This window comes from Stieleria maiorica, assembly GCF_008035925.1.
In the GTDB taxonomy this organism is placed as follows: Bacteria; Planctomycetota; Planctomycetia; order Pirellulales; family Pirellulaceae; genus Stieleria; species Stieleria maiorica.
Genome location: NZ_CP036264.1, coordinates 5,936,557 through 5,962,589, shown reverse-complemented (window position 1 = coordinate 5,962,589; position 26,033 = coordinate 5,936,557). Strand labels below are relative to the sequence as shown.

Here is a 26,033-nt window from a genome sequence, read left to right as displayed (position 1 = left end):
TCAAAACTCTGCAGAGGCGATTTTGACTGTTTGAAAAAGCTCTTGTGCATCCTGGTATGCCGCCTGCCGCATCAGCTCTGCATCTTGGCCATTTTCCTGGGCAAATGCCGCGACCTTCCTCGGGCCTTCAGAATCAATCTGATCGAAACTGTTTTGAAGGATTGAGTATGCTTCACGCCCCGAATCCGTTTCTATCAAGGGTGCCAGACGCGCTGCTAGTCGGCGAAGGTCTGGTTGATAGTGTTGCAAGATAAAAGCGATGTCGTAGGCGTCTTTCGCTTTTTTTCGACGACCCAGAGGATAAGCTTTTATCAAGATAAATGCCTCTGGTCGGGCAACTTTCACAGTGATCTTGCAGCGTTTCCCCTCGGTGTCTTCGCCATCGATGGTCAGCGTCTCATGGCAGCGTAACGCAAGATCCAGTCCAGGAAGACTTCCGACAGACACTCCACCTATTTTTGCATCGACAACCTTTTTGCCTTGATGAACAGGCGTCGTCAAAAGATCAATGGCGACTTCGGCTTCCGTGTTGGGGACGGGACGGAGGTAGCGAGTCGGAGCAGGTTTTTCACATCGACGGTATCCGTGGTGCCGCAGATAATCGTCTAGATCGATTCCCTGAGCGACTCCGTCAGGGGCCACGACAAGGTCCACATCGATGGATCCCGCATGTCCCTTGTTCGGGAATAACAGTTCAGGAACCCAGCCCCCTACGATGACGAAATCCCCGCACCGGGCCAGTGTTTCGGTGACTTCAAACATCACCTTGTAAGCGGCCTCTTCGGGACTCATTGGAAGCTCCTCGCTTCCTCTGTCGCCGCTTTCATCGGCTGTTTCAGATATTTGTCGAAGATTGGTTCAGCCGCCTCTGCGCCACGTCCGCTCATGCTCATCAAATCCAGGAATGTCTGCAGTGGAGACGTCATTTGAAGAGGTTCACTTGAACGGCCACTAAAGTGGCTCTCGTCCTCGGGGATTTGCAACATTAGATTCGCTCCGCTTTCGACTCGCCGCGCTCCGCATTCTTCTCTGAATTTTTTGAGCGAGTCATCGCGAATTGCCTCATTGGACACCAGGAACGTGGCAACGTTGTAGCGAACTTCTGGAGCTAGCCGCCATGCAGCGGAGAGATGCGACAGAGCGTGCTCAACGTTGCAGTCCGTAAACCAGTCGGCAACTTTATTCTCGATGTCTTGTAGTTCACCCCGCATGTAGAAAGCGTATCGGGGCTGATCGACGTTGCGGTAGTGTTCTACCCAGTCGCGCAACAACGCCTCAGGGTGTTTCAAGCGAAGCAGTCCATCGTGCATGACGGCATAGCTGTCTGCGACCAAGGACTTTTTGATACGTGACATCAAACCCGGGCTGATTCGAACGTCGGGGTGTTTCGCCAGCTCATTGAGTTGCCAGCCCTGTATCGGGTCTTGCAGCATCACTCGGACGACGCGGCTTGACTTCGGCGAAAACACATTCAGGTTCGTCGAAACGGTTTTGCCATACGGATTACGGAGTCCGCTGCGAAGCACATAGATTCCTTGACGGGGAAACACCAGACGGCAGTTTCCCGCAAAATCCATCCAAGAAACTCCCTGTTCTACCGCGATCTCGGCGGTTCGATCGGAGATAACCGCAGCGTAAAGAACAGGCTCTGCGCCGGTCACCTCGCACTTTCTTTTCAGATCACGGAGAGCCGCTTCGGCTGTGGCTGGCGTGACCCGCTTGTATGCCTTGACTTCGATGAGGGTTTTGGAGCCATCGGGTGCGACCAAGCAGTAGTCGTAGCCGCGATCAGCGCGGGGAACCAACGAAAAATCGCCCAGATCGGCCAGTGTTTTGGCCAGAGTCTGCTCGAAAGGGGGCGGCGTGGAGTCCATGGATTTACCAAATTGACGGCATTTACTACGCAGTAAATATCTGATTTCTAGTAAACTCACGCAAGCGTAATTTACCGAAACAGGCAAATTCACTACGGAGTAAATCGGCGTTTTCGGGTAAATCAACTTCGAACCTCCAAGCACAGCAGGATCCCTCGCACGGCTAGACGTCAATTTGCAGGCTGTTTTGCCGGATCCGCTCCAGCACGAGAAAGCCCGCCTCTTCCAGGGCGTCGGTCTCGTCACTGGCCTTTTCGATCATGTCCACCGAGATCGGGAGGTTTCCGTGTGAGATGTCGTTGCGCAGCTTGATGACAGCCTTGACGCGATCCTCGTCGGCAAGGAGTTCTGGTGTATCCTCCGGTCCGAACAGATCGGATGTGAGCTGAGTGACGCACTTTCGAACGCCTCGCTCGTCCGGTGCCCAACTGGACTTGTCGGCGTAGGTGGATGCGATTCGCTCAATCACCCGCCAGTAGCAACAGAACACTTCCAGGCAGTCTTTTCCGGTCAGCCCTTTGCGGTACCAGCTGGCAGCCGCAAGGAACCGAGGGTGTTCACGGCGTAAGGCGACGAGTGAGCCGGTAATCCACGACCACTCCTGCTCCGTGAGCTTCCGCTCGATCGTCATGGTGCGACGCCCAAGACGCATTCGTTCTTCGATTGCGTCATTGGGGTCAGCATGAAACTCAACCGGAGACCGTGTCACAGCGCTAAGCAAATCACAAAGCTGAGACAAGTAGACCGTCCCGAGCCGCTCTGCCGATTTCGGTGACGTCGCGGTCACGAGATATTCGACGGTCATCTCACACGGCCGTCGCCCGTCCGTAAGCGTGATCTCGGTGAAGTGGTCACGTCCTTCTTTGTGTGATTTCAAAGCTCGTTGGGTTTGCCGATGAAGCTCCCGCGACGGACGCAGTGGACTAAATAGCGTCACCGTCATCGGGTAAATGCTTGCAGGGCTTTGTCGCGGGTCTGGGGAAGATTGTTCGGGCATGATATTAGTCGTTGAGCATTCAAGGTTGTGATTTCGACGGTCCTCTTGCGTTGGGCCTCAACATCGGGTGCTGACACAGAATACGGATGTATTCGCTTGGTCCGAGAAACGCACGTCAAAACACCCTCCGCATGAGTCGGCCGTCTTGACCTGTGGCGTCGAGGGTTTCCACGACGTATGGGCCCTGGGGATTGGCGAGGTCTTTGGGTGGTTCTGATGTTGTGGTGACGATGTACTGAAACGACACGCTCTCGGTGTCGGTGAATTGTGATTCCAGTTCGTGCACGATCTCGAACAGGCGGCGGAACAGTGGGCCTTCCATATCGCCTTCGCGCGGGCTGTCGTGCGTGAGAAATCGTGGATGCTGTCCGTGTCCGTAAACGCTGGCGGCGAGGCAGCTCACGTCGAAGGCCAGCACTGTCGTCATAACTGACAGTGCCGCTCCGGACGGAGCTAGTCGTTTATCAGGGACAGGGGTAAGGCCGTTCCCATCAACCTGAAGTTTCCCAGAGGCTTTGGCGCCAAAGATTTTTTGGAGGATCTGTTCGTAAACCTCAGAGAGGCGGTTCAGTTTGCGACGGTCTTTCTTGCGAAGGTCATCGAGCGTCTTCAAGGACTCGTCGTAATCGCGGTCAGCCTTCTTGAGCTTTTTGGTGATTCGATTCGCCGAGGAAGCGAGCGACTGAAAACTGCTTGCTTCCTTCTCCATGCCTTGCCATTGACCGATCGACTGGTCGATGCCAGTCAACTCATCGGCCAGCCGTTTCTTCTCTGTCTCCAGCTGCTGATTTGCATTTTCAGCGACCTTCACGAGCATTCTCTTTTCTCGCTGGGCTTCCTTGAGTTGCTGATCTGCTGTATCCAGCTGTGTTCTGAAGTCCGCGAGATGTTCGTCTTTCGCCGGATCGCGTGCCGCTTTCTTGGCACGCTCTGACATCCAGCACGGGTCAGCCTGGCACCGAGCGTACGGTTTGGTTGGATCGGCTTCGTATTCCGCGATCTGTCTTTTCAGGAGTGTGATCGTTCCTCGACATTCCCCGATGGCACCCTCGGCGTCGGTCACTTGTTGCAGAGCCGCTGTGTGTGCAGACTCCAGTTCTGAAACTTTCGACTGGTCGATTCGCTCCTTTCTCAATCGTCGCAGTGAGGCGACTTTATCTGTGACGACCTTCGCAGGTGTGATGGAAGCAAGCGAAGGCTGGTCGTCTTCGATCTCGGCATCCTCGGTAAGCTCCAGCCTTTCGCGGAGTGATTCCCACAGCGTCTCCAACTTCTTTTGTTCGCGGTCGACGGTCCGTTTCTGTTCAGCACGCTGTTTCAGTAGATCGGTGTGCTTTAACCGCAACGCAACTTCATCGGCGGACATCATGCCCATCAGCCATTGCATGATCAGGCTGTTCTCGTCGCGATCGAGTGTGGGGCCGGAATGTGCATCCTCGTGTCGCCACTCGTTGGCTTTGCGATAGCCGCATTGGTAATCACGTGACAGCCAGGCGAGTACATCCAGCCACTTGGCATCACGGCCGCGTGGCAATGTGAAGGTCGGCAAGTCGGTAAGAACAGCCGCGTTGACCGTTTCAACAAAATAACGATGCGGAAGTTTCTGTTCAGGAGCGTCAATAGCCTGCTGCCACTGATTGCATTGGACACAGTAGGACTCGCTCGACTCGTCCATGCGCAACGGGCGAACGACAGCCCAGTCGTTTCCAGCAACCGTCCAATGAGCAACCACGTGGGCCGCTTCCAGCCCCGGTGTGCTAGCCAGGTTATGTTGGGTTTCCTCGGTTCCGAAGTACGGTTCGCCAAGCGTGTAGCGAATCATCCGCATCAGCAGCGTTTTACCGACGCTGTGACCGGCAACGGGGCCGCCCTGGGCTTTCATCTGTTTAGTTTTGATGATGTTCAGGCCACGGCGAAACGGGATGTTCCGAATCACGGCTTTGGAATCGAGTATTGACAGGATCACCACGCGCCGCAGCATGAGGTCCGGCTCGCGGCGATTCTTCGCGGGCTTCAGTGTCTCCCGATCAAGCGGGAATAAGGTCGACGTCGGCATCGACTACCTCCTCGCTGATGGTGACCTTGCCTGTTTCCCGTTCCCGATTCAGGAACTCTAGCACTTCTTCGACGCGTTTCTGATCATCAGCGGACAGCTCGGTCACAGGAGCAGCCTCGGTGATGCGCCAGAGCTGCTGATGTTCCGAATCAGCCTGTTCGATGTACCCGTCGATTTCCAGATCGGTAAAGAGCTGGTTGATCGTCGTGGATGACTTCTTGTTTCCAGACGAAACATTGCTGTTCGAAAGGACCGACGAGCGCAGAGAATCGTCGAGCATCAGAATTATGCCAGCGTTGAGGACGCGGCGTGACACCGAACGGCCCTCCCATTGCCGGAGCAGCATCAGCAGGCAGTGATGCTCGCGTTCCAGCGTTGTGGAGAATAGCCCGGCATCGTCTGGCATGGCTTTCGCTTTCCCCTTGGTGGACTCCTTCGGCTTCTTCTCCTCTTTCTCGGCCTTTGTGGATTGTTTGGCGAGGAGCAACTCTTCTTTGTGGCGTTGTTCGTTGAGTTCGAGGAGGCGGGCGAGGACTTCGTCTCGAAAGTCGTCGGGCCAGCGGTAGCGCCAGGGCTTCTTCTTTTTGGATTTCTTGCTGCCCGGCTCGTCTTCTTCTTCCTCTTCGTAGTCGAGCAGGAATTGGCAGAAGTCGGGCTTGGCGGCTTGGTCGGCCAGATCGTCCCAGCCGTAGGCCCGCAGCACCGCTCCATCCATCAAACCGTGAAGACGACGAAGCCCCAAGATGCCCTCATTACGCTCCTCCGGCGAATGAAAACGGTTGTAGGTGTCGGTAAGACCTTCATTAGCTGCTGACATTAGAGTCGCTCGCTCACTGTAATACCTCCTGCCGATATCGTTTAGATCTTCCAAGTCCGCTTGTAGCGGAAATGGGAACGTATCGAAACAATCCGTTGTTGAGTAGTTGAGCCGGTCTTCAAGCGTGGATCCAAAGAAGCGCGCCCATATTTCATGCACGCGACTTTGAAGTAACGCAAATGCCGAGTGAGAGTCGATAATGAGAATCCCAAGCTTGTGGGAAAAGACGTAGTGAGCGGGCAAGAAGGCAAAGCTCATATGCTTGGTGACCAAAGAGATTGCAAGAACCTGTTTCGTTCGAGCCAACGCTTCAAAAAGTGCAGGTGTGGTTTCCCCGAATCTCCACCAATACTTTTTTCTTGTAGCACGCTTGTTCTTCATACGGTCTGGCTTGACTTTGTCCTCGACAATCTGCATTAGATCGGGATACTGACGTGCCTCAGCTTCAGTACGATCGCGAAAATTAATGACGAAACGACGAGGGGCTTGGGTAGGGCTTGAGTTCAGCTCTTGGCCACCGATGTACGGAAACAGGCACTCGCGATTCTTGCTCGATGATTCAATCAGAGAGTGGTAGTCGGCGATACTGCTTGCCAATCCTTTTGTGTCGTCATCATCAAACGTAAATCCTATCCCCGACAGATTGCTTCCCTGAAAACTGATCCCCTGATTTGATTTCAATACATGTGGGTCAGCATGCCCGCCTCTGTGAAATAGGAACGCAGAAATAAATGGTGCGCTTCGGCCATCGAGCAAACGGGGGAAATCGCGCCCCCGAACAACGTGAATGACATTGACAATGACGGCCGCGACGCCGGGCCAACGCAACCCGCGACGTGCCGAAAAAATCGTTCCGCCATTCTCGCAAATCCACCTTAGCCCTGTGCTCCGAGTGTCACCTTGACCTATTGTGTTTGTAGCAACTAATCCTAACGTGCCACTGTTACGCAGAAGATCAAACACTCGGCGAAAAAAGTGCGCGACGATGTCAGCAGCTCCGTGCGTCTCTGGGTGCTGTGTCTTTAGCCAGTCTAAGAAGCTTTCGGGGTTCGCGTTGACGTAGTTGTTCTTCCCCGCAAACGGCGGATTCCCCACAAACGCATCGAACCCGGCATTCTCACGCGAAAAAACTTCGGGAAACTCAATCTCCCAATGAAACGCGGGAACGGGATGCTCCTGCGAACTGTCTCGAAGGCGAGCGGCGGCTTCCTGCAGACCCGTTCGACTTGCATGATCGACTCGCGGCTGCTTCTGACTTTCCAGATAAGAACTGGCCAGCCCATAAACGCGATCCGCTTCTTCTTCGCGGGCTTTCTTTTTCGACTCGGCAAAGAAACAACTGACGCACGCATCGCCAAGGATGCGGATCAAACCGATCGCATCATCAGCAACCTTCAATCGCTGCTCCTGATCTCTGTATTGAACATCCTCGCGGGCGTTTAGGATTTTCGCCCGGGCTTCGGTGGCTCGGTCGAGCCGTTTTTGGATCGGCTCATTCAAGAGCGTCTTGAATTTCTTCCGATCCCAATGGAAGCCGATGATTTGCTCTCGCGTCAGACCCACCAACGAGTCGCCGTGTCGAAGCGAATGATCCAGAAACGTAAACGCGTGATCCCGCGCCAGCGTCACCAGCCATAACGACAACTTCGCCAGATCGACCGCCATCACGTTCTTATCCACTCCGTACAGACAACGCTGGGCCACAAGGCGGCGGGCGTAAAGCACTTCGTCTTCATCCGCCGGGATGTCTGGCGGGACCATGTCGTGCGCGTGCCAAGCCGCGATCAGGTGGTCACCCAGTTGGCGACAGGCTTCGACCAGGAAAGCTCCGCTGCCCATTGCCGGATCGCAGATTTTCAGGTCGAGGATTTGGGAAGGGTGGGGTGTACCTTTCTCACGAGCGGCTTGGGCGTGATTGATGTGTCGCTCGGAGGCTTTGATGCGGAGGGCGATCTCGCCCTTTGTGAAACGTTTCTTATCGGCTGAAGTCGGCTCCCAGAGTGTTGGCAGGTCCTTGTCAGGATCGACCAGTTGATTCAGGATCGGTGCCAAAGTCGTGCGGACAATCGGCTCGGTCAGTGATCGGGGCGTGTAGTGCGAACCGCTGCGACGTCGCTCGTCGGAAGGCTGGAAAACGATGGATCCTTCTGGGACAACATTGGGTGTCACCGTTTTGGCGACCTTCTTGTTGAGGGCCAGCAAGAGTTCATCGATTGTTGTCGCTTCCTTCATTGCCTTGGCATCTGCGGTACCGAGCTTCTGGTCCGTGTGCTCTTTCAGCCACTTGGCACGGTCCTTGCCGGGCATTTCCAGCATTCGATCCAAATTGATCGTGGCTGGAGCACCGTGCTTCTTTTGCGGTTTGATTGCGATCGATCTGCCGCCCGCGACTTCGATCTCAAAGCCCATGATGGCTTCATAGACGCTGCCGATCTGTTCCACATCCAGCGTCCGGTAGCTGAGACGCTCCCCGTCCAAGACCAGCAAATTGCTGAGCACACGAAAGACCACGCCATCACTGACACGTGGGATATTGATCGGGGACCGACGTTCGGGATCGGAGTAAATATTGACGTCATTGTCATCAAATCGCCCTTCCAAGAACGGGTATCGGTTCGGATCAAACAAATACCCTTCCCGTGGCGGAATCCGCATCTCGCCGTGCTGTCCTCCGCCCGAGATCATGCGGAACAGGGCCAACAGTTGAGCCCATGCCCCGAAACGCTGATCCATCGTGTCGGGAAAGCGTCCGTGCTCTGCACGCAACCGATCGAATAACCCGGAAACGGAGTAGTGGTTCGCGTAGATCGGATCTGTTGAGATCAGACCGCGATCTTCTGCGTAGAGAATGAAGACGAGTCGCATCAGAACGGTCAGCAGACCGTGATAAACGTGCTGGGGATCGTTGTTCAGGATTGACCCAAGTAGCTCACCTTTTCGATGGTCATTGGCGGCCTGGAATCCTCGCAGCAAATCAAACAGTGCCGACATGACCTGTTCGGCCAACTGCGTCGACACGTTGTTCTGGTACCGACGACTGTTTTCCAAGATCGCCGGTAACCGCTGGTCATCGCCAAGCGAGAACATTCGCTCCGCCGACAACAGCATGTGCAACGCCGCGAACATCGGCCGTCCGGCGACCTGGACCATCTCGTCGACGTTGAACGTGGCGTAGCCGCTTGATTCACCTCGTGGGGAATAGACCAACCGAAGTTGACAACCGTTGGAAAGTAATCCGATCGGTACATCGGTTTCGCGAAGCAAGCGTTCAAACTTGGCCTGCGGGGCCGCATGCCAGTGTTTCGAGGAGTCGGCTTCACCTGCTTCGTCCAGGTCGCTTCCAGTAGGTATCTCTTGAACCAACATCATCCAGGGATTCTGTCCTTCCTCAGGACGGAATACCGGAACGGCGCGAGTCGGGCGAAGCGTCTCGTGATACTGAGGCAGAACGACCTCCAGCGACGCCATGTCACCCGTAAGCGGTTCCCGCTGCGGTATCGCGATCAGATCTTCCGACTCCCAACCGAGAACCTTCGAGGTGAACTCCGGCAAATCGCGGATCTCGGGGATAACGTTGTCATCCTCTTTCGGCAGGCAGCTAAGAAACTGCCCGTGTTCCTCCATGATGTTCTTGTTGACGTAACACTGCGCGTCCAACAGTGCTGGGATCGAGACGACGAGCCCGACAGGCTGAACGTACCCAAGCCATTCAAGGTGTGCGTATTCTTCAGGTGACTTGGCCATGAGAGCGAGTTGTAAGTTCTCAGTTGTCGGTTGTCAGTGATCGGAGCAGGCCGTTGAGAAGCCTTGCGACTTCTGAAACTCGGTCGATCAGTGGTTGGGACGCGTTCAAGTAGCCCAAGTTAGCTGCGATCAGGATTTGCGTCTCGACTTCGGCGAGCGATCCCTTAGCATTACCCAAGAATTGGCGAAACTCACCTTTCGTCAGTCTTCCTTGTCCCTCTGCGATATTGCTTGGGACCGACACAGCCGCCCGGCGCAACTGACTCGTGAGCCCGTAGACCTCCTCCTTCGGAAATGCCCTCGTTTCCCTGTAAATCTCGGTCACCATCTCCATCGCCTTCTGCCAAACAATCAATTCTCGAAAATCTCGCTTCGCCATCTTTGCCCCCAAGTGAAGTTGTGAGTTCTCAGTTCTCGGTTGTCAGTGATTAGCGCGGACCGCTGAGTAGCCTTCTGACTTCTGTGACTCATTTAACCAGTGATTGCACCACTGACAACTAAAAACTGACAACCGAGAACTAACAACTACCCCGTCACCGGCCACAGGTACACCAACCCGACTGGTTCCACGCGGCGGGCTATAACCGAGTACAGGTCTTCGATTCGGTCCGGTTCCGTTTTGAGTTCTTCTCTGATTTCCTCCAGGCGTTTTGCCCAGTAACGCTTGTTGGCATCAAGCTGCAGGAGTTCATCCTCCACTTCCCCAAAGTCGAGTCGCATCTGGCGGGGATCGAGCTTGGAGATCCGCTTGACCGTGTTTTCGATGTGCTTCTGTTGTGTCTGCAAAATCTCTCGCATCGCCTTTGCTTCCGCCGCGCCGCGAGCCGCAAGTTTTTGAATCGCATCGTCCGCGTATTCCTCGCCTCGCGTTTCTAAGTACGGCAGCAGCTCTCGAATGTCTGCTGGAGCGGCTTGCTGGAGTTGCCCCACGACCTCTGGCGTCAGTTTGATGCCGCCGGTTTCAAGCAGGGACTGGTCGAGTAGTGCCAGTGTTTTGGCTTCGGCGTCTTTCGCGTACGGCGACAGCGGACCTTTGCGGATACTCGGATCCGACCAGCGCGCGGTGACCGGGATCAATTCCTCGTGCAACCTCGCGGCACCGTTTCCATACAGACACAAACGGCCAAGCAGGACGACTCGTGGGATCGAGTCGGTGGCCTGAGCGAAGCACGCACGGGATAGATCGTGATGGACGAATCCCTGAGCGGTAAACCGACCGAGTAGGCGTTGGACGACCCGCTGTTCCAGGTGCAGATGCACAACGTCATCACCGACGATGCCAGGATCTTTGAAGACCACTGGCCGGATCGGTGACTCGCGTCGCCACTCCCAGAGCTTTTGATCACGCTTTCGTGGGGTACGCAACGTATCCATCGTCTCCACCCACGTCGGGTCCGCACCGGACCGCTCATCGATCGCCGGGAACTTATAGCAATGGATGCCGTCACCATCCTCGGTCGCTTCCAACTGGTCCGAGCCCAGTAAATGCAGTGAGCTGGAGATGGCAGCTTGAAAGTGCGTGTCTTCGAGACCGATGCTTTTGCGGGAGTTTTCCAGCAGCGTGCGAAGTCGGTCGATCTGTTCACGCAGCGCCTGCTGCCGCTCCCGAGATGCCTCCAACTCGTCCTCAATCGCAGCACGGCGCCCGTCGTCGATGTTCGCGGATTCCAGCTCCGTTTCAAGCTCGTCGATGTATCGGTGTCCGATCCCACGTTTGAGTGATTTCGCGAGTCGCGCATCGATCACCTGGGACAAGCTGCCAAGTTCCTCCCGAATGGTCTCCGTCTTCCGCACAAGGACTTGTAGGATCCGGTCCTCGGGGCGTTGCTTGTAGACGAAGTAGTGACAGAACACCTCGTCCATCGGTTGTAACTTGCGGTCGATCCGTCCATTCCGCTGCTCCATCCTGCTCGGGTTCCACGGAACGTCGTAGTGAAACAGGTTGTGGCAGTAAGCTTGCAGGTTCAAACCCTCCCGTGCCGCGTCAGTCGCGATCAGTATCCGTACCGGATGCTTGCGGGGATCGGTGTTGAAGGCCTGCTTGATCTCTTCCCGTTTGGCGGGCGGTGTTGGTCCGTGAAAGATCTGAATCCGGTTCCCCGCTTGATCACTGTTCTCAAGGGCGGCTTCGAGTCTGCTGACCAAGTAGCGTTTTGTGTCGTCGTACTCGGTGAAGATGAGCACGCGTGTGTCGTTCCACTTGGCACCTTGCTTTCCCAGGTCGGGACACATATTGTTGCGAATCCATTCGATCAATTTGTCGGTCCGAGCGTCATTGCGCCCGCGGGCTTGCTCAGCCACATCCGTCATCTCATCGAGCAGTTCTTGTTCCCGGGCAAAAAGCTGCTTGGCAGTCATGTCCTCCAGCGGCCCCATCGTCGCCGCGGACGCCGCTTGGAACTGGGCGTCCTCTTCGGCCTGAAGCTCGGACTCTTCCATCGTGGCACGGTCATCGTCGTTGTCGACGCTACCGGTGATCAGGTCGTTTGATGCCGTTGCCGGTTCCGCGATTCCGGCTTCCTCCTGCATCTTCTCCCACTGCCGCTTGACCGTCTTGCGATGCACCTTGAGCGTTCTCGCAAACGCTTCGATGGAGGAGAGCAGCCGCTGCTGCAGGCCCGTGATCAGCAACCCGGAAGCTGCTTGTTTCCGCTTGGTTTCGTTTTTGAGCCGTTCTTCGCGAGTCTGCCGGTATTCATCGAGCAATCGTGACAGACGCAACTCCGGGGCATCCTTGGAAAGACCGTCGATACTAACTTGCACCACGTTTCGCTTGGGGAAGCCGCCTTGGATCGAGCGGATATCCTCTTTGAGTCGCCGGACGATTACTTCGTCGCGATGCTTGTCGGTGACCTTCACACCTCGACAGAAGCGCTGGGGGTCAAGAATCTCCAGCAGTGCCGAGAAACTGTTCGAGTGTCCGTTGTGCGGCGTCGCCGACAGAAACAGCCGATGTTCAAACCGCGGCGCCAGGTCCCGCATGGCCCGAGTGATCTGCGAATCGATCGCGTATTTCTGCCCGCTAGAAGGGGCAGCGTGGTGGGCTTCATCCAAAATAAAGAGCGATCCACTGCGGAATGTCCCAAGATGGTCGCGAAGCGGCCCGGCGTACGCTTCATCGATCAACAGTCGGTGGGAAACCAGGAATCGGGTGTGCGTGCTCCAGGGATTGACGCCGAACCCCCGTTCGCGACGGACCCGTTTCATGTAGTCCTTGTCGAGGATCTCAAACGTCAGCCCAAAACGGGCCTCCAACTCTTCCTTCCATTGCAGGAGCATTGACGGCGGGCAAGAGACGAAGATCTCCTTGACCTTCTTGCGGAGCAGCAATTCCCGAGCGATCAGCCCAGCCTCGATTGTTTTTCCAAGGCCGACGTCGTCTGCGATGAACAGATTCACGCGCGGTAGTCGCAGCGCTTTGCGGAGCGGTTCAAGCTGGTAAGCGTCCAGCCGGATCCCGGCGCGGAACGGGGACTGAAACAGCTTGGGGTCGGTCGAGGTGACGCAATTCCATTTCAACGTGTTCAGATACGCCGCGAACAGCTTGGAATCATCGAACCCCTTCGACGCGATCGATTCCCAAGCCTCTCCCGTTAGAATCTGAGGATCCAGCTCGTTTTCCCAAAGAACCTCCAGCGGTGCACCCTGGTTGTCGTCATCAACGCACGAAAGCCGTACCAGCGTGCTGTCTTTGACGCGTTTCGGTTTGACAATTTCTTCGACCAGATAGGTCCGTTGGCGGATCCGCGCGATTTGACCGGGCGTTAGCGCTTCCGTGTTGTGATTCATTCGCCTGCCGAATCCAGCTCAAGATGTGTCTGTTAAGGTGCTATGCGTCTCCCATTGCGGTAACGCCCCTACCGTCCAAGAACCCCAAAGTCTATCACGATCCGATCGGGGGATGTAGCAGGCACCGGACACAGCGATTCATCGATTGAACTGGATGCTTGCCAATGGCGGGGCAGAAGATTTTTGAGAATGACACTTTACTTGGACGTCGTCTCGGTGCTCCGTGATGGCGGATTGATCGCCGTGGGATATGTCTGCGAAAACACTCTCGCACTATCTAACACAATCGCGCTCCCCCATTCGGCGTTATCGGTTAGCATGTTTGAACGATTGAGCTAAATATCTATTATCCGCCGGGCGCAAGGAGCCCGCTACGCAGCGAAGCTGGGAGCTGTTTCGGCGGATTTCGGCTACACGTGTAAGCGGCTTATCGACGACTTCAACGACACCGACATTCTGGCGATCCCGAGTGGAGGGACGGCGAAATCCTGAGGATCCAGCTAAACGGAGGCGTCCGGGGCCTCTACGGTTTGGCTCAATTGAAAGTAGGACCGCTGAAACAAATCATCAGACATTCCTTGAAGCCGTTCTTGTTCTGGGCGTCATGTTTCTTTCCGCAAACGACAAGCTCAACGCGCCCCATCGGGAGCAAACACTTGCTGCGGGCGGTCATTGCGTGAAACTCGCTTCGGGATAAAAGGTGTGAAAGACCACATGGCCGAGATGCTGGTCGGTCGGGTCACTGATGCTCTCCGCGTGCCATCGCAATTGAAAAGGAGCTGCGATATCGATCATTGGGTAGTCATCCATTGTCTGATCGGGGTGATAAGAATTCCACGACCACCCAAGACCGCCCAAAAAGAGTGAACCGCCTGATTCGACAAAACTGCGGATTGCTTCTATTTCTTCCGGTGCAAACTCGCTCCACGCATTCCCGACCACAAGCGTGGAAACGCTCGCCAAGCTCTGCGACGTCAGTGCTCCGTGGACCGGCTCGAAGACGAATCCTTCACCCGTCAAGTCATCCTGAATCGCGGAAAAATGGTCCACCGAATTCAGCCATTCGGAATGACCGGTAGAAAATCCAACGGTCTTGTTTTGGTCGGCACCGAGGTAGCGGAATGTGTTCCTCAGGAATTGAGCGTTGTCGAGCATCGTGTACGCACCAAACAGCCCCTCGTGACCCAACGCAACAATCTTTCCCGCCCCGTAGTCTCTCGCTGCGGCAACGACAGATAATGGGGAGCTGTCCTCATCGCCGGAAGCAATCGCGACCCAATTATCGGCGGTATCGATCAAGGGGCCCGCAGCGCCCGACCAGACGATTTGGCTGACGCCTGTGACGAGCGAGCTCCAGTCCGACTGTTGAGTAGTGGTCGAAGTTCTTGCGATATGGTTGATGACTCGCAACGCATCTAACGGCGTCGCAGTCTGGTCAGCGGAAACATCAACGTAGGCAAAGCCCCTTAACGTCGTGGGCGGTGAAAGCTGCGTGGTGTCCGGGTGACTTGCAATAAAATTGATAACGCCCAAAGCATCGATTGGCGTAACGACTCCATCTCGATTAACGTCAAAGGCCAGCACTGGGTTTGTCCAGGGCGTGTCATTACGCAGAGTGATTCGTCCAGATGGCGATACCAGAGAGTGGCTCGTCGAGTCGTCAAGGATGATCGGTTCGCTTGCGCCCCATTTGCCAACGAACACGGCAGGAATTGCCCCCCGAAGATCTAAGTCAAGTTCAGCAGCAGGTTCGGTGATTTCAAATACGGCGTTGTCGGTCCCAAATATCCGTAGCGAGTTCCCATGATCAGCTACTTTCCAGCTCTGGCTGCTTCTCACGGTCGTCGGGATCGATAGTTGCAGTGACAAATCGGGCGGAACGGAATCCTCCGCCGGCACATAGAACTCTCGAAAAACGCTCTCCCCCATCGACGAACTCGGCTTCACGTCGCCCATGACGCTGAGAACAAATTTTGCTCGCACGTCGGAAACGCCGTTTTCCATCCTTGGAGACTTAAACGGTAGCAAGTTGACTCCGCTCTCGAGCGTGAAGCTTTGACCTTGCCCGATGTGCTCGGCAGGATGATCAAACACGCCGTTTCGATCGAAGTCGATCCATCCGTCAAGTTGCGCGGGCGTCGTTGATTCAACAAAGACACTGTTGATATGCACCGCAGAGCCGACAAGCGGCTCAGATAACAGGCTTACCTGGCCCAATGCGGACGGCGCGACGACCTCAAAACGTAACGTCGAGGTATCGTACCCGCCTTCGCCATCGCTAATCGTGTAGGATAAGATCTCCGATCCCGACTGATTGGAGGCGGGCGTGTAGCGAAACTCCCCGCTCTCCAACTGTTCGAGGTTTCCGCTGGCAGGTTGATCGATTGAGATGATTTCTAGCGAGTCGGATTCATCGAGATCGCGATCGTTCTGCAGAGGCGCCACGACGATCGAGGAATTCCAATCAACAACGGCGACGTCGTCCACTGCTTCGGGCTTCTCGTTTTCAACGATTCCAAACGGTGTCAGATATTCTTCGCGGATAATAGCAGGTGTCGTTTCACCTGGAGGCGTCCATGCGATTTGCAGAAAATCTCTTCCGTGCTGCTCTTTCATCAGGGCCTCAATGTAGTACCTCCTGCCGGCTTCAAGCTCTATCGCGGGAGACTGCTGCTCATCGTAGCGTTCCCACTCGCCTGCCGTTACTGCAGATGGGGTATAGGCGACCACTCGGGCATCGTTCGGAGCAGATGAGCTGCTTAGATGCAATTCACCTTGATCGTCCGACGCTATCCACAACGTGTACGCTCCGGTGGTCGGCGGCGTCAAGTAAGCTCGCATCCTAAGGCCGTATCGATCCTTGCTGATTGCAGGCGATTGGAAACTCGGCACAACTTCTGAACTTGAAGGGTACGCGGGGTACCGGTTGCTACTCAGCAGATCATCCACCAACAATCCACTGATCTCGCCATAGCGTTCCATCAGCACGCCTCGCCCGTGCGCAACCGAAATATCGATCGGCAGACTGACGATGTTGCCCGCCGAAGATTGCAAGTTGACGGAAAAGGACTCTTTTGACGCCGACGTTGGATCCGGCACATATCTAAAGTTTCCGTTGCCATCCTCTTTCACGCTTCCACTCGTAGGTTGTGAATAGGATACGACCGTATAGTCACCGTCGAGGGTGCGAGCAATTTGATCGACGGGAATCTCGGCGGAAGAATGCTCGAATCGCAGATAGCGATCTCGCCCAGCAGTGATCGGAAGCCATCCAGGTAAATTCATGTCGCTGACGATTTCGATGGCAGCCGGTGTCACTTCGAGCCCCCAGTGATCGACCATGTAGCTGGTCAGGTCATAGCCAACAGACTCCGAAAATCGGATCAACCATTCGTCTTTTCGCTCCTGATTTGAATTCGGCAATTCCCTAGGATCGGAGACGAAATCGTCGACGTAGGTTCTCAAGACCGATGCGACGCCTTCCCAGCCCCAAGGACCGTCAGCCAGCTGGTAATAGAACGGATAGGGATTTGCTTTTTCATCAAAGCTCGCGGGAGTTCCAGCGTGCGTTTGCTCAACGGCCTCCGACATTACCGATTCCTCAATCGCGGACCATCCCCACTCCGCGTTCTCAAAATCGGACGCCATCTTCTCCAATGCTGCGTTTGCGAAGATGTTCACCGTAACCTCAGAATCCCCATCGAAGGTATAGGGATTCTTCCAGCGAAAACTATCGGGCCACTGCATCTCGTGGCCCAATTCATGAAACCATCCCCAGTCCCCGACTGATCGCAAATGCTCGAGATCGACGATGCTGTCACCGTACCCGGTTGGCCCCTGAATCGGGTAGCCGGCATGGAGTAGGCCGATGCTTATTTGGACATCCAGGTTGATTCTCTCAGGGCCCGTACGCAGGTCATCATATCCAGCGAGCCAATCCATGTAGGACACCACTTCGTCCCAATACATCATCAATTCAGTTGGATTTGCGAGATCCCGCACCCATGACGCCGGCACCGAAAAAGCCAGATGCTCGGAGTTGAATTCCGCATAAAGCCCCGGTTGGTTGCGTACGTCATTGATCCATTCTTCGTCAGTTGTGTCGCCAAGGGTGAAGCTTGGCGTGCGCAATGCCCCATGCACGGTGATCTCGACATTTCCGATGTTCAGCGGCTCTCCCCACCCATTCCCTATAAAGTCGACAAAAATCGATCCGCCCATCGGGGCTGCCAATTTCATTCGCGGTTGATCGATTTCTCTACGAATTGACGTTCCGAACGGGACTCGCCTCCACTGGCCGGCGCGAGTGCTTGCATATTTGTCAAGCGAGTCGGTATGGCTTCCAATGATGACGCTGAATCCTTTGTTGACCAATTGCACCGGGAAGTCTATCTCGACGGTTTCGCCAGGGGCGGCGTAGAACCCCGTCGCGACCCACCCCGACTTATTCGTCGGCAGAGAAACGGTTTGTTCAGTCAGGCGAGGTGCACCAGCTTGAATTTCTCCATAGACAGATGCCGCGGTGCGGTGTGCTGGCATTTCCTCCGCAGGCAACTGCAACAACAGTTCCATTTCGCGAGCGAGAAGCATCTTGTCAATGCTGTCGGTCACCGGAGACGAGGGCGTCGGCGAAACCGACATTACCAGCTCCATGGCCAACCGGTCGAGCGTCTTTTGCAGCGTGTCAGATTCAGGGAGGACTTCATTTACCTTTCGAAAAACTTCCCGAATGGCTTCCGGATCGACAGTTGCACGTTCGCCGGAAAGAACTCCTGCGAGATCATCTTTGGTAAACCGTCCGACCGCCGGCGATACGGCCTGTGCACCTGAGTTGGGGGAATCCTTTACGTAGCCAATTCCTGCCGCACGAAGAATTTGGTTGCCAGGGATCTCGGTCGTCTCTTTGTTCCACCACCAATCGTACCCAACACCGTAATCGCCGAGAAACAGACCTCCACCATTTGATGCGAACTGCACGAGCGTTGAAACGACCTCCGGCGGAACCGTCCGGCCCATCCAGTTGGTCAAGAATAAGTCCGCAGTTTGAAGTGCATCAGCTAACGCTGCGTTGTTAGCTGTAGTGACATTCGAGTATCCCTCCGATTCCAGCCATTCGAGCGTTTCATCGACCACAGCCTGGCGGTTCGGATCTTCAGCGTAAACGACTATCGAGATTTCTTTAGCCTCTGATTGGGCAAGCCAGCTGAGTCCATTTTTATAGAAGGCCCTCATGCTAGGGTCGTTTCCGTACTGCCCCATTAACAGCCACTGATGGTCGGAAACCGCAACGACGCGACCTTGGCCGAGTGTGGATGCGGCAATCATGGGGCTGTCCAAGCCTTTTCCCGGGTAATTCGCGACGCTCAGAGCAGTGGGGCCGAAGACAACCATTTCTCCCGGTTGCACGGCGTCAACGAGACTTTTCACCCCATCGAGCAGTTTCGCTCGCACCGCGGACTCTTCCAGAATCGCATTGACATAAACCGTTGCGGTCGCTTGCCCTATGACTGCGGAGTCCTTGGTGACCGTGTAGCTGAATGAGTCAATTCCGGCGAAGCCCGCGTTTGGCGAATATCGCACGGTTCCGTGGTCAACAACTGTAACCTGTCCGTTTTCGGCGGAACCCAAAATGATCGTTCGCGAGTCGCCGCCACCAGAATGGTCAACATCGTTGAGCAGGACATTGAAGTCGACGGCTTGTCCAGACGCAGTCGTGGCGATGTCATCGACCAACACGTCAGTTGGCTGGGGTATCGCAGCGCCCACTGGCGATAGGTAGCCGCCACTTATGATTGTGGGAGCGCCGACGATCGGTCCCGACCAAGCTACCGCACCGTAGTCTCCCCCGTACCATTCTTTCACCCTAGCTTCAATGTAATACTCTTGGCCTGCGGCTAGAAACACAGACGCGCTCTGCTGTTCAGCGTATTTGTCCCATTCTCGGGGCAGTGTCCATCCAGGAACACTCGCGATTAAAGCGGAGTCTTGCTCGCTGTCACTTGTGCTCAAACGCAGTTCACTGCCATCACCAGACGCTATCCAAAAGGTGTAGTGACCGGTCTTCGGGGGATGCAAGAGTGCTCGCATGCGAAAGCCATAGAAGTCTCCGACGTTTTCGGGTGCCTCGAACTGGTCAAGAACCGCCGTAGCGTCCGGAGAGTCGGGAAACGCCTCTGCTGCGACGAGATCCGCGACCGATGCTCCGGGAATGTCGTCGTAGCGTTCGTAGTAAATCCCCAATCCAGAATCTGAAGCAAGCGCGATGCGAGTCTCAAGTTGTTCAAGTGCAACCTTTCGCCATGCACGAATCGTGGTTGGCTTCATTTCGTTCTCGTGGCCGAATAACAAATAGCTCCAGGGGCTCATTAACGGGTGTGCTGGCACCCTGCATACTGGCGGCCAATCATAGTTGAAGGGTGAGGGGAGAGGAACCAGTTCCCGAGGACGGCACGCTTTGCTAAATTTGGACTCTGGGCCCTCTGCAGAAACCCGGGGCCACGAGCCGCATCCGTGATTGACAATGAAGCACGAGGTTCGAGCCGGATTCGAGCTGCCGGCCTTTTGACCGACACCGGCGTCCGGCGACGTAACGGGAGCTGGTCATCTATTTTGGGCGTGGAATGCGACGGAGCGACGCACCATTCCGCCAAGTCCATAGCCGACTGAGACCGATTGCGCGACGAAGTCATTCGGGCGCGTGGCTGGGAGCTTCACCGGATCTGGTCAATCGATTGGTTTCTAAACGAGACCGCCGAGGCGGATAAACTCCAAACGGCCATCACGGCGGCTATGAATGGCGAACGTCGCTGAGCAAGTCTGGCTGATTAGTTAGGCGACCTTTCCGACTGTCAGCCCCTCCGTAATGAATTGAACTGCGACCGCCTGACGAATTGCTGAGGTCGCTAATGATCGCTGGAGAGAATCTGCTTGAGGTCTTCGCCGCCTAGCCAATTCTGCAGGCTTTCTCCGCCATCGTCATGTGAAGTACTTTCGGCGGCGTAGGCTTCGTCAACGAGTGAGAGCCAGGTCTGCCCTGCAGCTTCCCCCGCTTCCTGACTCGTTTGGCCTATAGACTCTTGCGTTATCCGTACTTCATGCTCTGGCTCGACAGAGGTACGTTCGCTCAAACCACTTGGCGAACGAAGGAAGTCGACCATCGAGAAGGTGTCGTACTCGATCCGAGCGATCTCGTTGATCACTCTCAACGCGTCAAGTGGCGAGATCAAGCCGTCGCCGTTTTGGTCGACATAGATACCGGGCCAATCAACCAGCGTAGTAGGAGATACCAACTGATTCGTGCCCGTGTTCACATAGGCACTCCGAGCGATCGTATTGATGATCAACAATGCATCTAGTGGCGAAATTTCTCCATCGTCAGTCACATCGCTGGACCGTAGCGGATTCTGCCAAGCCTTCCAGTCTTGCTGCAGGACGATTACGCCGTTTCCATTTGCCATGCGAACGTTTCGTGACAATACACCGTTCTGGAGTTCCGCCTCGAACTGCCAATTGCTCGGATCACCAAAAACAAGTGAGTCGTCTGACTCTCCACTGACCTCAATGACAGTCTCGCCCGAGCTTGCATCAAAATCCGAACCTTGAATATGAAGCGAAATCGCGTTGAACTCGCCGAGATCGAGTTTGGCTGGCTGGAGGATTTCACTTTTGAGCATCTCATTCAGTGCGATGCTACCACTGCCCCCAGTGAGCTGAATCGATCGCAGCGGGTGCTGGCCGATCCGATCCAGCAGCCCAACGACCTCACTAAATGTCGGCAGGTCAATCCCCAGCTGGAAGTTCGGATCAAATGGCTCGATAGCGAAGCTCGCAAGTGAGCCTGACGGCCCACGGAAAAGCACCGCGTCATCAAGCCGAACAACCAGACTATTCCCCTCAAAATGCAGGTCCGGTGACTCCAATCCGGCGTTGGACCGAACAGCAAGGTTGGGCAGGTCTGATATCCGTATAGCGTGGTCCTCGACTTCACCGTCAGCCGCGACACCGTTGGGACCGAGGTCACCGTCGCTGCTGATGCGAATCCTCAGAGTCGCATCGCCGGAGGGCAAGCCGGATGGAATGGAAATGCCAACCACATTCTTACCAGCACTGACGGGAAATCGTCTTGCGATTTTCTCTGACTCAGCACTAAACCTTCCGTCCCCGTCGAAATCAATCCAGGCATCGACAAAACCCGGTTCCGACGAATCCACCAGCAGGCTGCTGCCAGAGTCTTCCATTTCAAATGTTAAAAGCGATACCGGTACCGTCACGCCATCGTTATCTTGTCCGAAAGCCTGGATTGCATCAACTTCATCGTCTCTTCGCTGTCCGAGCCTCGGTCCTATGGGCACATGACGCGGACCGTCGTCGGCCAACAACGTGGGATACGGAGAGCCCGCATTGCCAAAATCAAAATTCAGATTCTCGAACCAAGCGACTCGATCATCCTGCAGCGAGCTTGAGATCAGATCGAGATCGCCATCGCCATCCAGGTCCGTCGCATCAATGTGCCAAACGAAGCTTGCGTCTTTGCTGATCTCCATTCGGGAAAACTGTTGACTTCCGTCGTTTCGGTACCAAGCGATTCCACCTTCTCGCGGGGATGAAACCGCGATGTCGATGTCCCCATCTCCGTCAACATCAAATGGAACACTCGTTGTGAGAGGACCGGTACCACTGTCAATTTGACGCGCGGCGAATGTCCCGTTTGCTTGGTTCTCGAACCATTGGAGTTTGTCATCATAAGTGCCGGTGCCGATCACGTCCAAATCGCCGTCCCCATCGAGATCAGCCGCGGTGATGAAGCTCGCACCGGCAGTGTTCGAGTCGATCGTCCTCAGGGTAAAACCAAGGTCCCCATCGTTTTCTAGCCAAACGAGTGCATTGGCAAAAACCAACGACGCCAGAACGTCCAGGTCGCCATCCCCGTCAAGATCGGCGACCTCTACGGTTTCCACACCATTTGCCGAAGATGAAACGACGGACTCAGCGAAGCTCTGCTGCCCGTCATTTGTGTACAAGTAGATGGTATTCGCTTCGCGACCACCCGCAATCACATCGAGATCGCCGTCACCGTCCATGTCGGCTGTCGTGATCGTCAATACGTTGTCAACCGAATCAGAAATGACACGCCGAGAGAACTGTTCGTTGCCGTCATTTTCAAACCACGCAACGGTGTCGTCCTCTCGGGATGCACCAAGGATGTCGACATCTCCATCGCCATCGAGATCAATGGCCAGCGAATCCCATGCTCCATCTGAAACCGATGAAATCACGTGCCGTACGAATTCCTCTTCGCCGTTGTTTTCGTACCAAGCGAAGGCGTCATCCAAGTCGCTCGCACCAACCAGATCCATGTCGCCGTCGGAGTCGATATCAGCAGCGAACACATTACGGGCGCTATCAGCTTCCAGCGTGACATCCTTGATCGACGAAAAGACGCCGCTTGACAACACGTTAGGAGAAATCTGGACAAGGTAGTCCTCGACTTCGCCATCGGGAGCTGGACCGGAAACCCCAAGATCGCCGAGCGTGCTTATCCTGAACCTTGCCTGAACCTCACCAGCTACAGCGTTTGGCGGAACGTCAAACTGGATCAGGTTCAATCCGTTATTCACGTCAACGGAATCTGCAATCTGCTCTCCTTGCCCCGACAGACTGCCATCGCGATTGAAATCGATCCACGCGTCGAGCTTTGCAGGTCCGCCTACGACTTCAATCGTTGCAAATGCATCGAGTTGCCCGATCCGGAATTCGCCAAATTGCACGCCGTCATTGTCACTCTCAATACTCGCGGTGAGCATGACACGGCATTCCAATCGTTCAAATCGACAACTGCCCTTCTGACGAAAACGCCTCCGCCACACGTTGCTTGCCAAAATTTCTATCCTCAATTGGAGCTTTTCGCTTGTGGGGGTCCACCGCCACCCATTCGCAATCTGCCTAGTTTATCGCAAACAACGGTGCCGACAACCAGGCTCAATGATTGCGCCGACATCCCACTGAACACCGGCAGTGCCCCCGGCGTCGGCCACCGGTGTGCGCAAATGATGCTCGAAAATCGTGTCGGTCTCCTTCAACTCGTGCCTTATGGCGTTTCTGTTAAACGCCGCGATTAGCCGAACCTTACCCAGCTTCGACTGGACGATGCGGCTGAAGGCATCAAGCAAACGAGAGGCGACGCCGAGTGATATTCCGCCGACCCTGATTCGTTGAGAAATCGAACGGGCGGCCTGGCGCACCTTGATCGACAGGTCCGAAGCGGCTTTTGGTAGCATGGCAGGCCGAGTCGATCGGGTGAGTCAACTGATGAGCTATCACCTTGACGCCGCATTCATGTTCGACAGATGGCTCACAAATTCATGCGGTCGTCGTCTCAAGCGGGCTCTGAGAGAGCGCAACTTGTGGCAAAGCACAAAATCATCAAACCGGCTAGACTGGCGTCGTCCTCCGAAGTGCCCTGTCCCCCGATATCCGTCAAACACTGTCCCCCAATTTCCAATTTTGTCTGTTTGTGTTCCATTCGGTCAAGCTTAGTCTGCGGGAAGATCAGAAATGAACTTGATAAATTGCTTGCCAATCTCGGTAGTATGCGATCGCCACATGCCGTCCGGGCCTATCTGGATGTGGAGGTTTGAGCCACCACCTGACAGCTTCCTGTCGCTTAGGTCTTTGCAAACCAGCTCGTAGAAGTCGTGTTGGTTTGACAGTTCTGGATACGCCGACGTGACCAACTTGCTGAGGCTTCCAGTGACAACGGAGGTTGGCGGCTGCACTTCGTGGATTTGAAACCATGCGACGGGATCGTTGAAAAGATGGAGGATCCGAATGTGCCACACCGTGAATTCATCGACATAGTGGATGAACATTTGTTGGAGATGCTCGTCGATGGCTTCTGGCAAAGCTGCGTTGAGCACCGCATTCCCCAAAGCCTTTAATTTCTCTTCGCGGTGATTCCTCACCGCCGCGTGAGAGGCATGCATCAGAGTTGTGACGAATACATCGTTCTCATGAAGGGAGTCCACGTCGACTTTACCGGACTGTTCGAGCGCGTCGAGACGCTCGCCTACCCGTCTTCTCCACTCATCCCGTCGGCGCTCCAACGGCGGTGCAACGATCCGGTTGAAGATTTCGACAGCAGCAGTACCGCCGAAAGGGATTGCACCTAACGCGCCGCGAGTCGCTGCGTGCGCGAGGTCACCAGAAGATTCTTTGGGAGGGTTCATTTTGCCAGCCATTATTCATGCCCTTCTATGGCAGTGTTGGGAATCGCCCAATATAACTGGGCACATGACACCCCCGGACAGATGGTCGAGATGTCGCCTGAATTCTGGTAGGTTGAGTTTAACATCTACATATCGTGGGGTAATTGCCGAGTGAATAGTATTGACGGCCGAAAGTCAAATGTGCTGAGGTCAAGGAAAGGAAGCTCTGTTTATTCGGAGGCAACACTTTGGAAGATTTACCATCAAAGCGGTCGCGAGGACATCAAACTAAAGATTGGAAGGTTCAAAAAGCGACCACACGCTGACGCCAAACCAGAGCCGGAGAGCGCGCAGCCAAAAAGTGTCTTGACCCTCGAAAACGATGAATTCCTGGCGCTTATCGACTTCCTGCGGACCGAATACGAGCCGTTCCGCCAAGGAGTTAAGGCATTTATTCCATTGGAGGAGCCCTTCTCCGACGACAACGCGAAGCAGATGGGCAAGTTCTTTGCCATTCCCGACAAAGACGAACTGGTTGACTTCATCGTATCGAACGAATTGATTACCGCTGACCTCGATGCTGCCTTGAATCACCGGAGACGCTTAGATGCAATTGGGCAATTCAAACGGATGCTAGATGAAGATCTCAATGAGCGAGATCACTGGCAACGCTGGTTCGAAGAAAATAGTTGGGTACTTGGAAGCGATTTCGTCAGAGTCCTCGATGATCGCAGGATCGATGTTGGAAACGTTGCGGACTACCTCATGCTAGGTTTTGACGGTTTTCTGGACATTATCGAGATCAAACGTCCGGACGGCTCACTCCAATTTTGGAACGCAAAACGTGATCACGGTAACTATGTCCCTTCGCAGGAACTCGTGAAGGCGATAACTCAGGTTGCTCGCTACAATTTCGAATGCGAACAACAAGCGGACAGCGCCAAGTTCACGAAACGGATGAAAGGTGTTCGAACGGTAAAGCCAAGGTCCACACTGATTTTTGGGCGGTCCGCTGGTTGGGACGATGACAAGAATGAAGCCTTCCGGCTTCTTAACTCTCAGTATCACAATCTAACGATATTGACGTACGATCATGTGCTGGCCCGCGCCGAACGAATTGTGATGGCAAGTTCAGAGCAAGGCGAACCGCAAGGGGAAGAAAGCAAAACCAACAAGGACAGGCCACTTGACGAGGATGATCAACCGCCGTTCTAACGACTAGATCGACTTCGGCAAGTCTACCGTTTAAGAAAGCCGGAGTAGATTGGGGATAGACGCTACGGCGCGTCGGTGTCCGCCCCCTCACCTTACAGATGTTAGTTCAGCCTTGAGCGTCGCGTATTGGGTCGATGCAACCGACGCGACCTGGATTTCCAGTGTGTGTTGCACGAATGCGCAATGAACGACGGGCAAAACAGATGGACGCAAAATGATCACAACCTGAAATTGTTTTGGCCCCATTGTATTGCCGTTCCTACGAGGATGGGGCAATGAAAATGGGCAGGAAGATTTTTAGAGGTAAGAAAATGGACAGCTACGTTGGGCCTGGTTT

12 protein-coding genes are annotated in these 26,033 nt (G+C 54.9%); 1 reads left to right on the top strand and 11 read right to left on the bottom strand.

Annotated elements, in window-relative coordinates:
• The 11 genes from Mal15_RS20360 to Mal15_RS20310 all read right to left on the bottom strand — a co-directional run bounded on the left by Mal15_RS20360 (position 1) and on the right by Mal15_RS20310 (position 24,502).
• On the bottom strand, positions 1 to 792 hold the full coding sequence (locus tag Mal15_RS20360) for a hypothetical protein (RefSeq protein WP_147869443.1): 792 nt from the start codon (positions 790 to 792) through the stop codon (positions 1 to 3).
• A complete protein-coding gene (locus Mal15_RS20355; protein WP_233902914.1) occupies positions 789 to 1,874 on the bottom strand; it encodes a type IV toxin-antitoxin system AbiEi family antitoxin in 1,086 nt (361 codons plus the stop codon). Before Mal15_RS20355 ends, Mal15_RS20360 begins: the two co-directional genes overlap by 4 nt.
• A 163-nt stretch (positions 1,875 to 2,037) precedes the next feature.
• Positions 2,038 to 2,505, bottom strand: a complete 468-nt coding sequence (locus Mal15_RS20350) for a hypothetical protein (RefSeq protein WP_147869441.1) — start codon at positions 2,503 to 2,505, stop codon at positions 2,038 to 2,040.
• 481 nt (positions 2,506 to 2,986) lie between these two features.
• Entirely contained in the window at positions 2,987 to 4,927 is a 1,941-nt protein-coding gene (locus Mal15_RS20345) for a coiled-coil domain-containing protein (RefSeq protein WP_147869440.1), read from the bottom strand.
• A complete protein-coding gene (locus tag Mal15_RS20340) occupies positions 4,899 to 9,368 on the bottom strand; it encodes an Eco57I restriction-modification methylase domain-containing protein (RefSeq protein WP_147869439.1) in 4,470 nt (1,489 codons plus the stop codon). The genes Mal15_RS20345 and Mal15_RS20340 overlap by 29 nt, the downstream gene beginning before the upstream one ends.
• Before the next feature lie 139 nt (positions 9,369 to 9,507).
• Positions 9,508 to 9,867: a four helix bundle protein gene (locus Mal15_RS20335; protein WP_147869438.1), complete on the bottom strand. Its 360-nt coding sequence runs from the start codon at positions 9,865 to 9,867 to the stop codon at positions 9,508 to 9,510.
• Between the two features lie 146 nt (positions 9,868 to 10,013).
• On the bottom strand, positions 10,014 to 13,277 hold the full coding sequence (gene drmD, locus Mal15_RS20330; protein ID WP_147869437.1) for a DISARM system SNF2-like helicase DrmD: 3,264 nt from the start codon (positions 13,275 to 13,277) through the stop codon (positions 10,014 to 10,016).
• 669 nt (positions 13,278 to 13,946) lie between these two features.
• Positions 13,947 to 19,601, bottom strand: coding sequence for a M60 family metallopeptidase (locus Mal15_RS20325; protein ID WP_167546928.1), 5,655 nt, complete (start codon positions 19,599 to 19,601; stop codon positions 13,947 to 13,949).
• A 578-nt stretch (positions 19,602 to 20,179) separates the two neighbouring features.
• Complete coding sequence (locus tag Mal15_RS20320) at positions 20,180 to 23,080, bottom strand: FG-GAP-like repeat-containing protein (RefSeq protein ID WP_147869435.1); 2,901 nt, start codon at positions 23,078 to 23,080, stop codon at positions 20,180 to 20,182.
• A 144-nt stretch (positions 23,081 to 23,224) separates the two neighbouring features.
• The gene (locus Mal15_RS20315; RefSeq protein WP_147869434.1) at positions 23,225 to 23,554 is read right to left on the bottom strand and encodes a hypothetical protein; all 330 of its coding nucleotides are present in this window, start codon (positions 23,552 to 23,554) and stop codon (positions 23,225 to 23,227) included.
• A gap of 255 nt (positions 23,555 to 23,809) precedes the next feature.
• Positions 23,810 to 24,502, bottom strand: a complete 693-nt coding sequence (locus Mal15_RS20310; RefSeq protein WP_147869433.1) for a hypothetical protein — start codon at positions 24,500 to 24,502, stop codon at positions 23,810 to 23,812.
• A gap of 150 nt (positions 24,503 to 24,652) precedes the next feature.
• Here Mal15_RS20310 and Mal15_RS20305 point away from each other — a divergent pair, with 150 nt between their 5' ends.
• Positions 24,653 to 25,696, top strand: a complete 1,044-nt coding sequence (locus Mal15_RS20305) for a Shedu anti-phage system protein SduA domain-containing protein (RefSeq protein ID WP_147869432.1) — start codon at positions 24,653 to 24,655, stop codon at positions 25,694 to 25,696.
• Positions 25,697 to 26,033 lie beyond the last annotated feature (337 nt).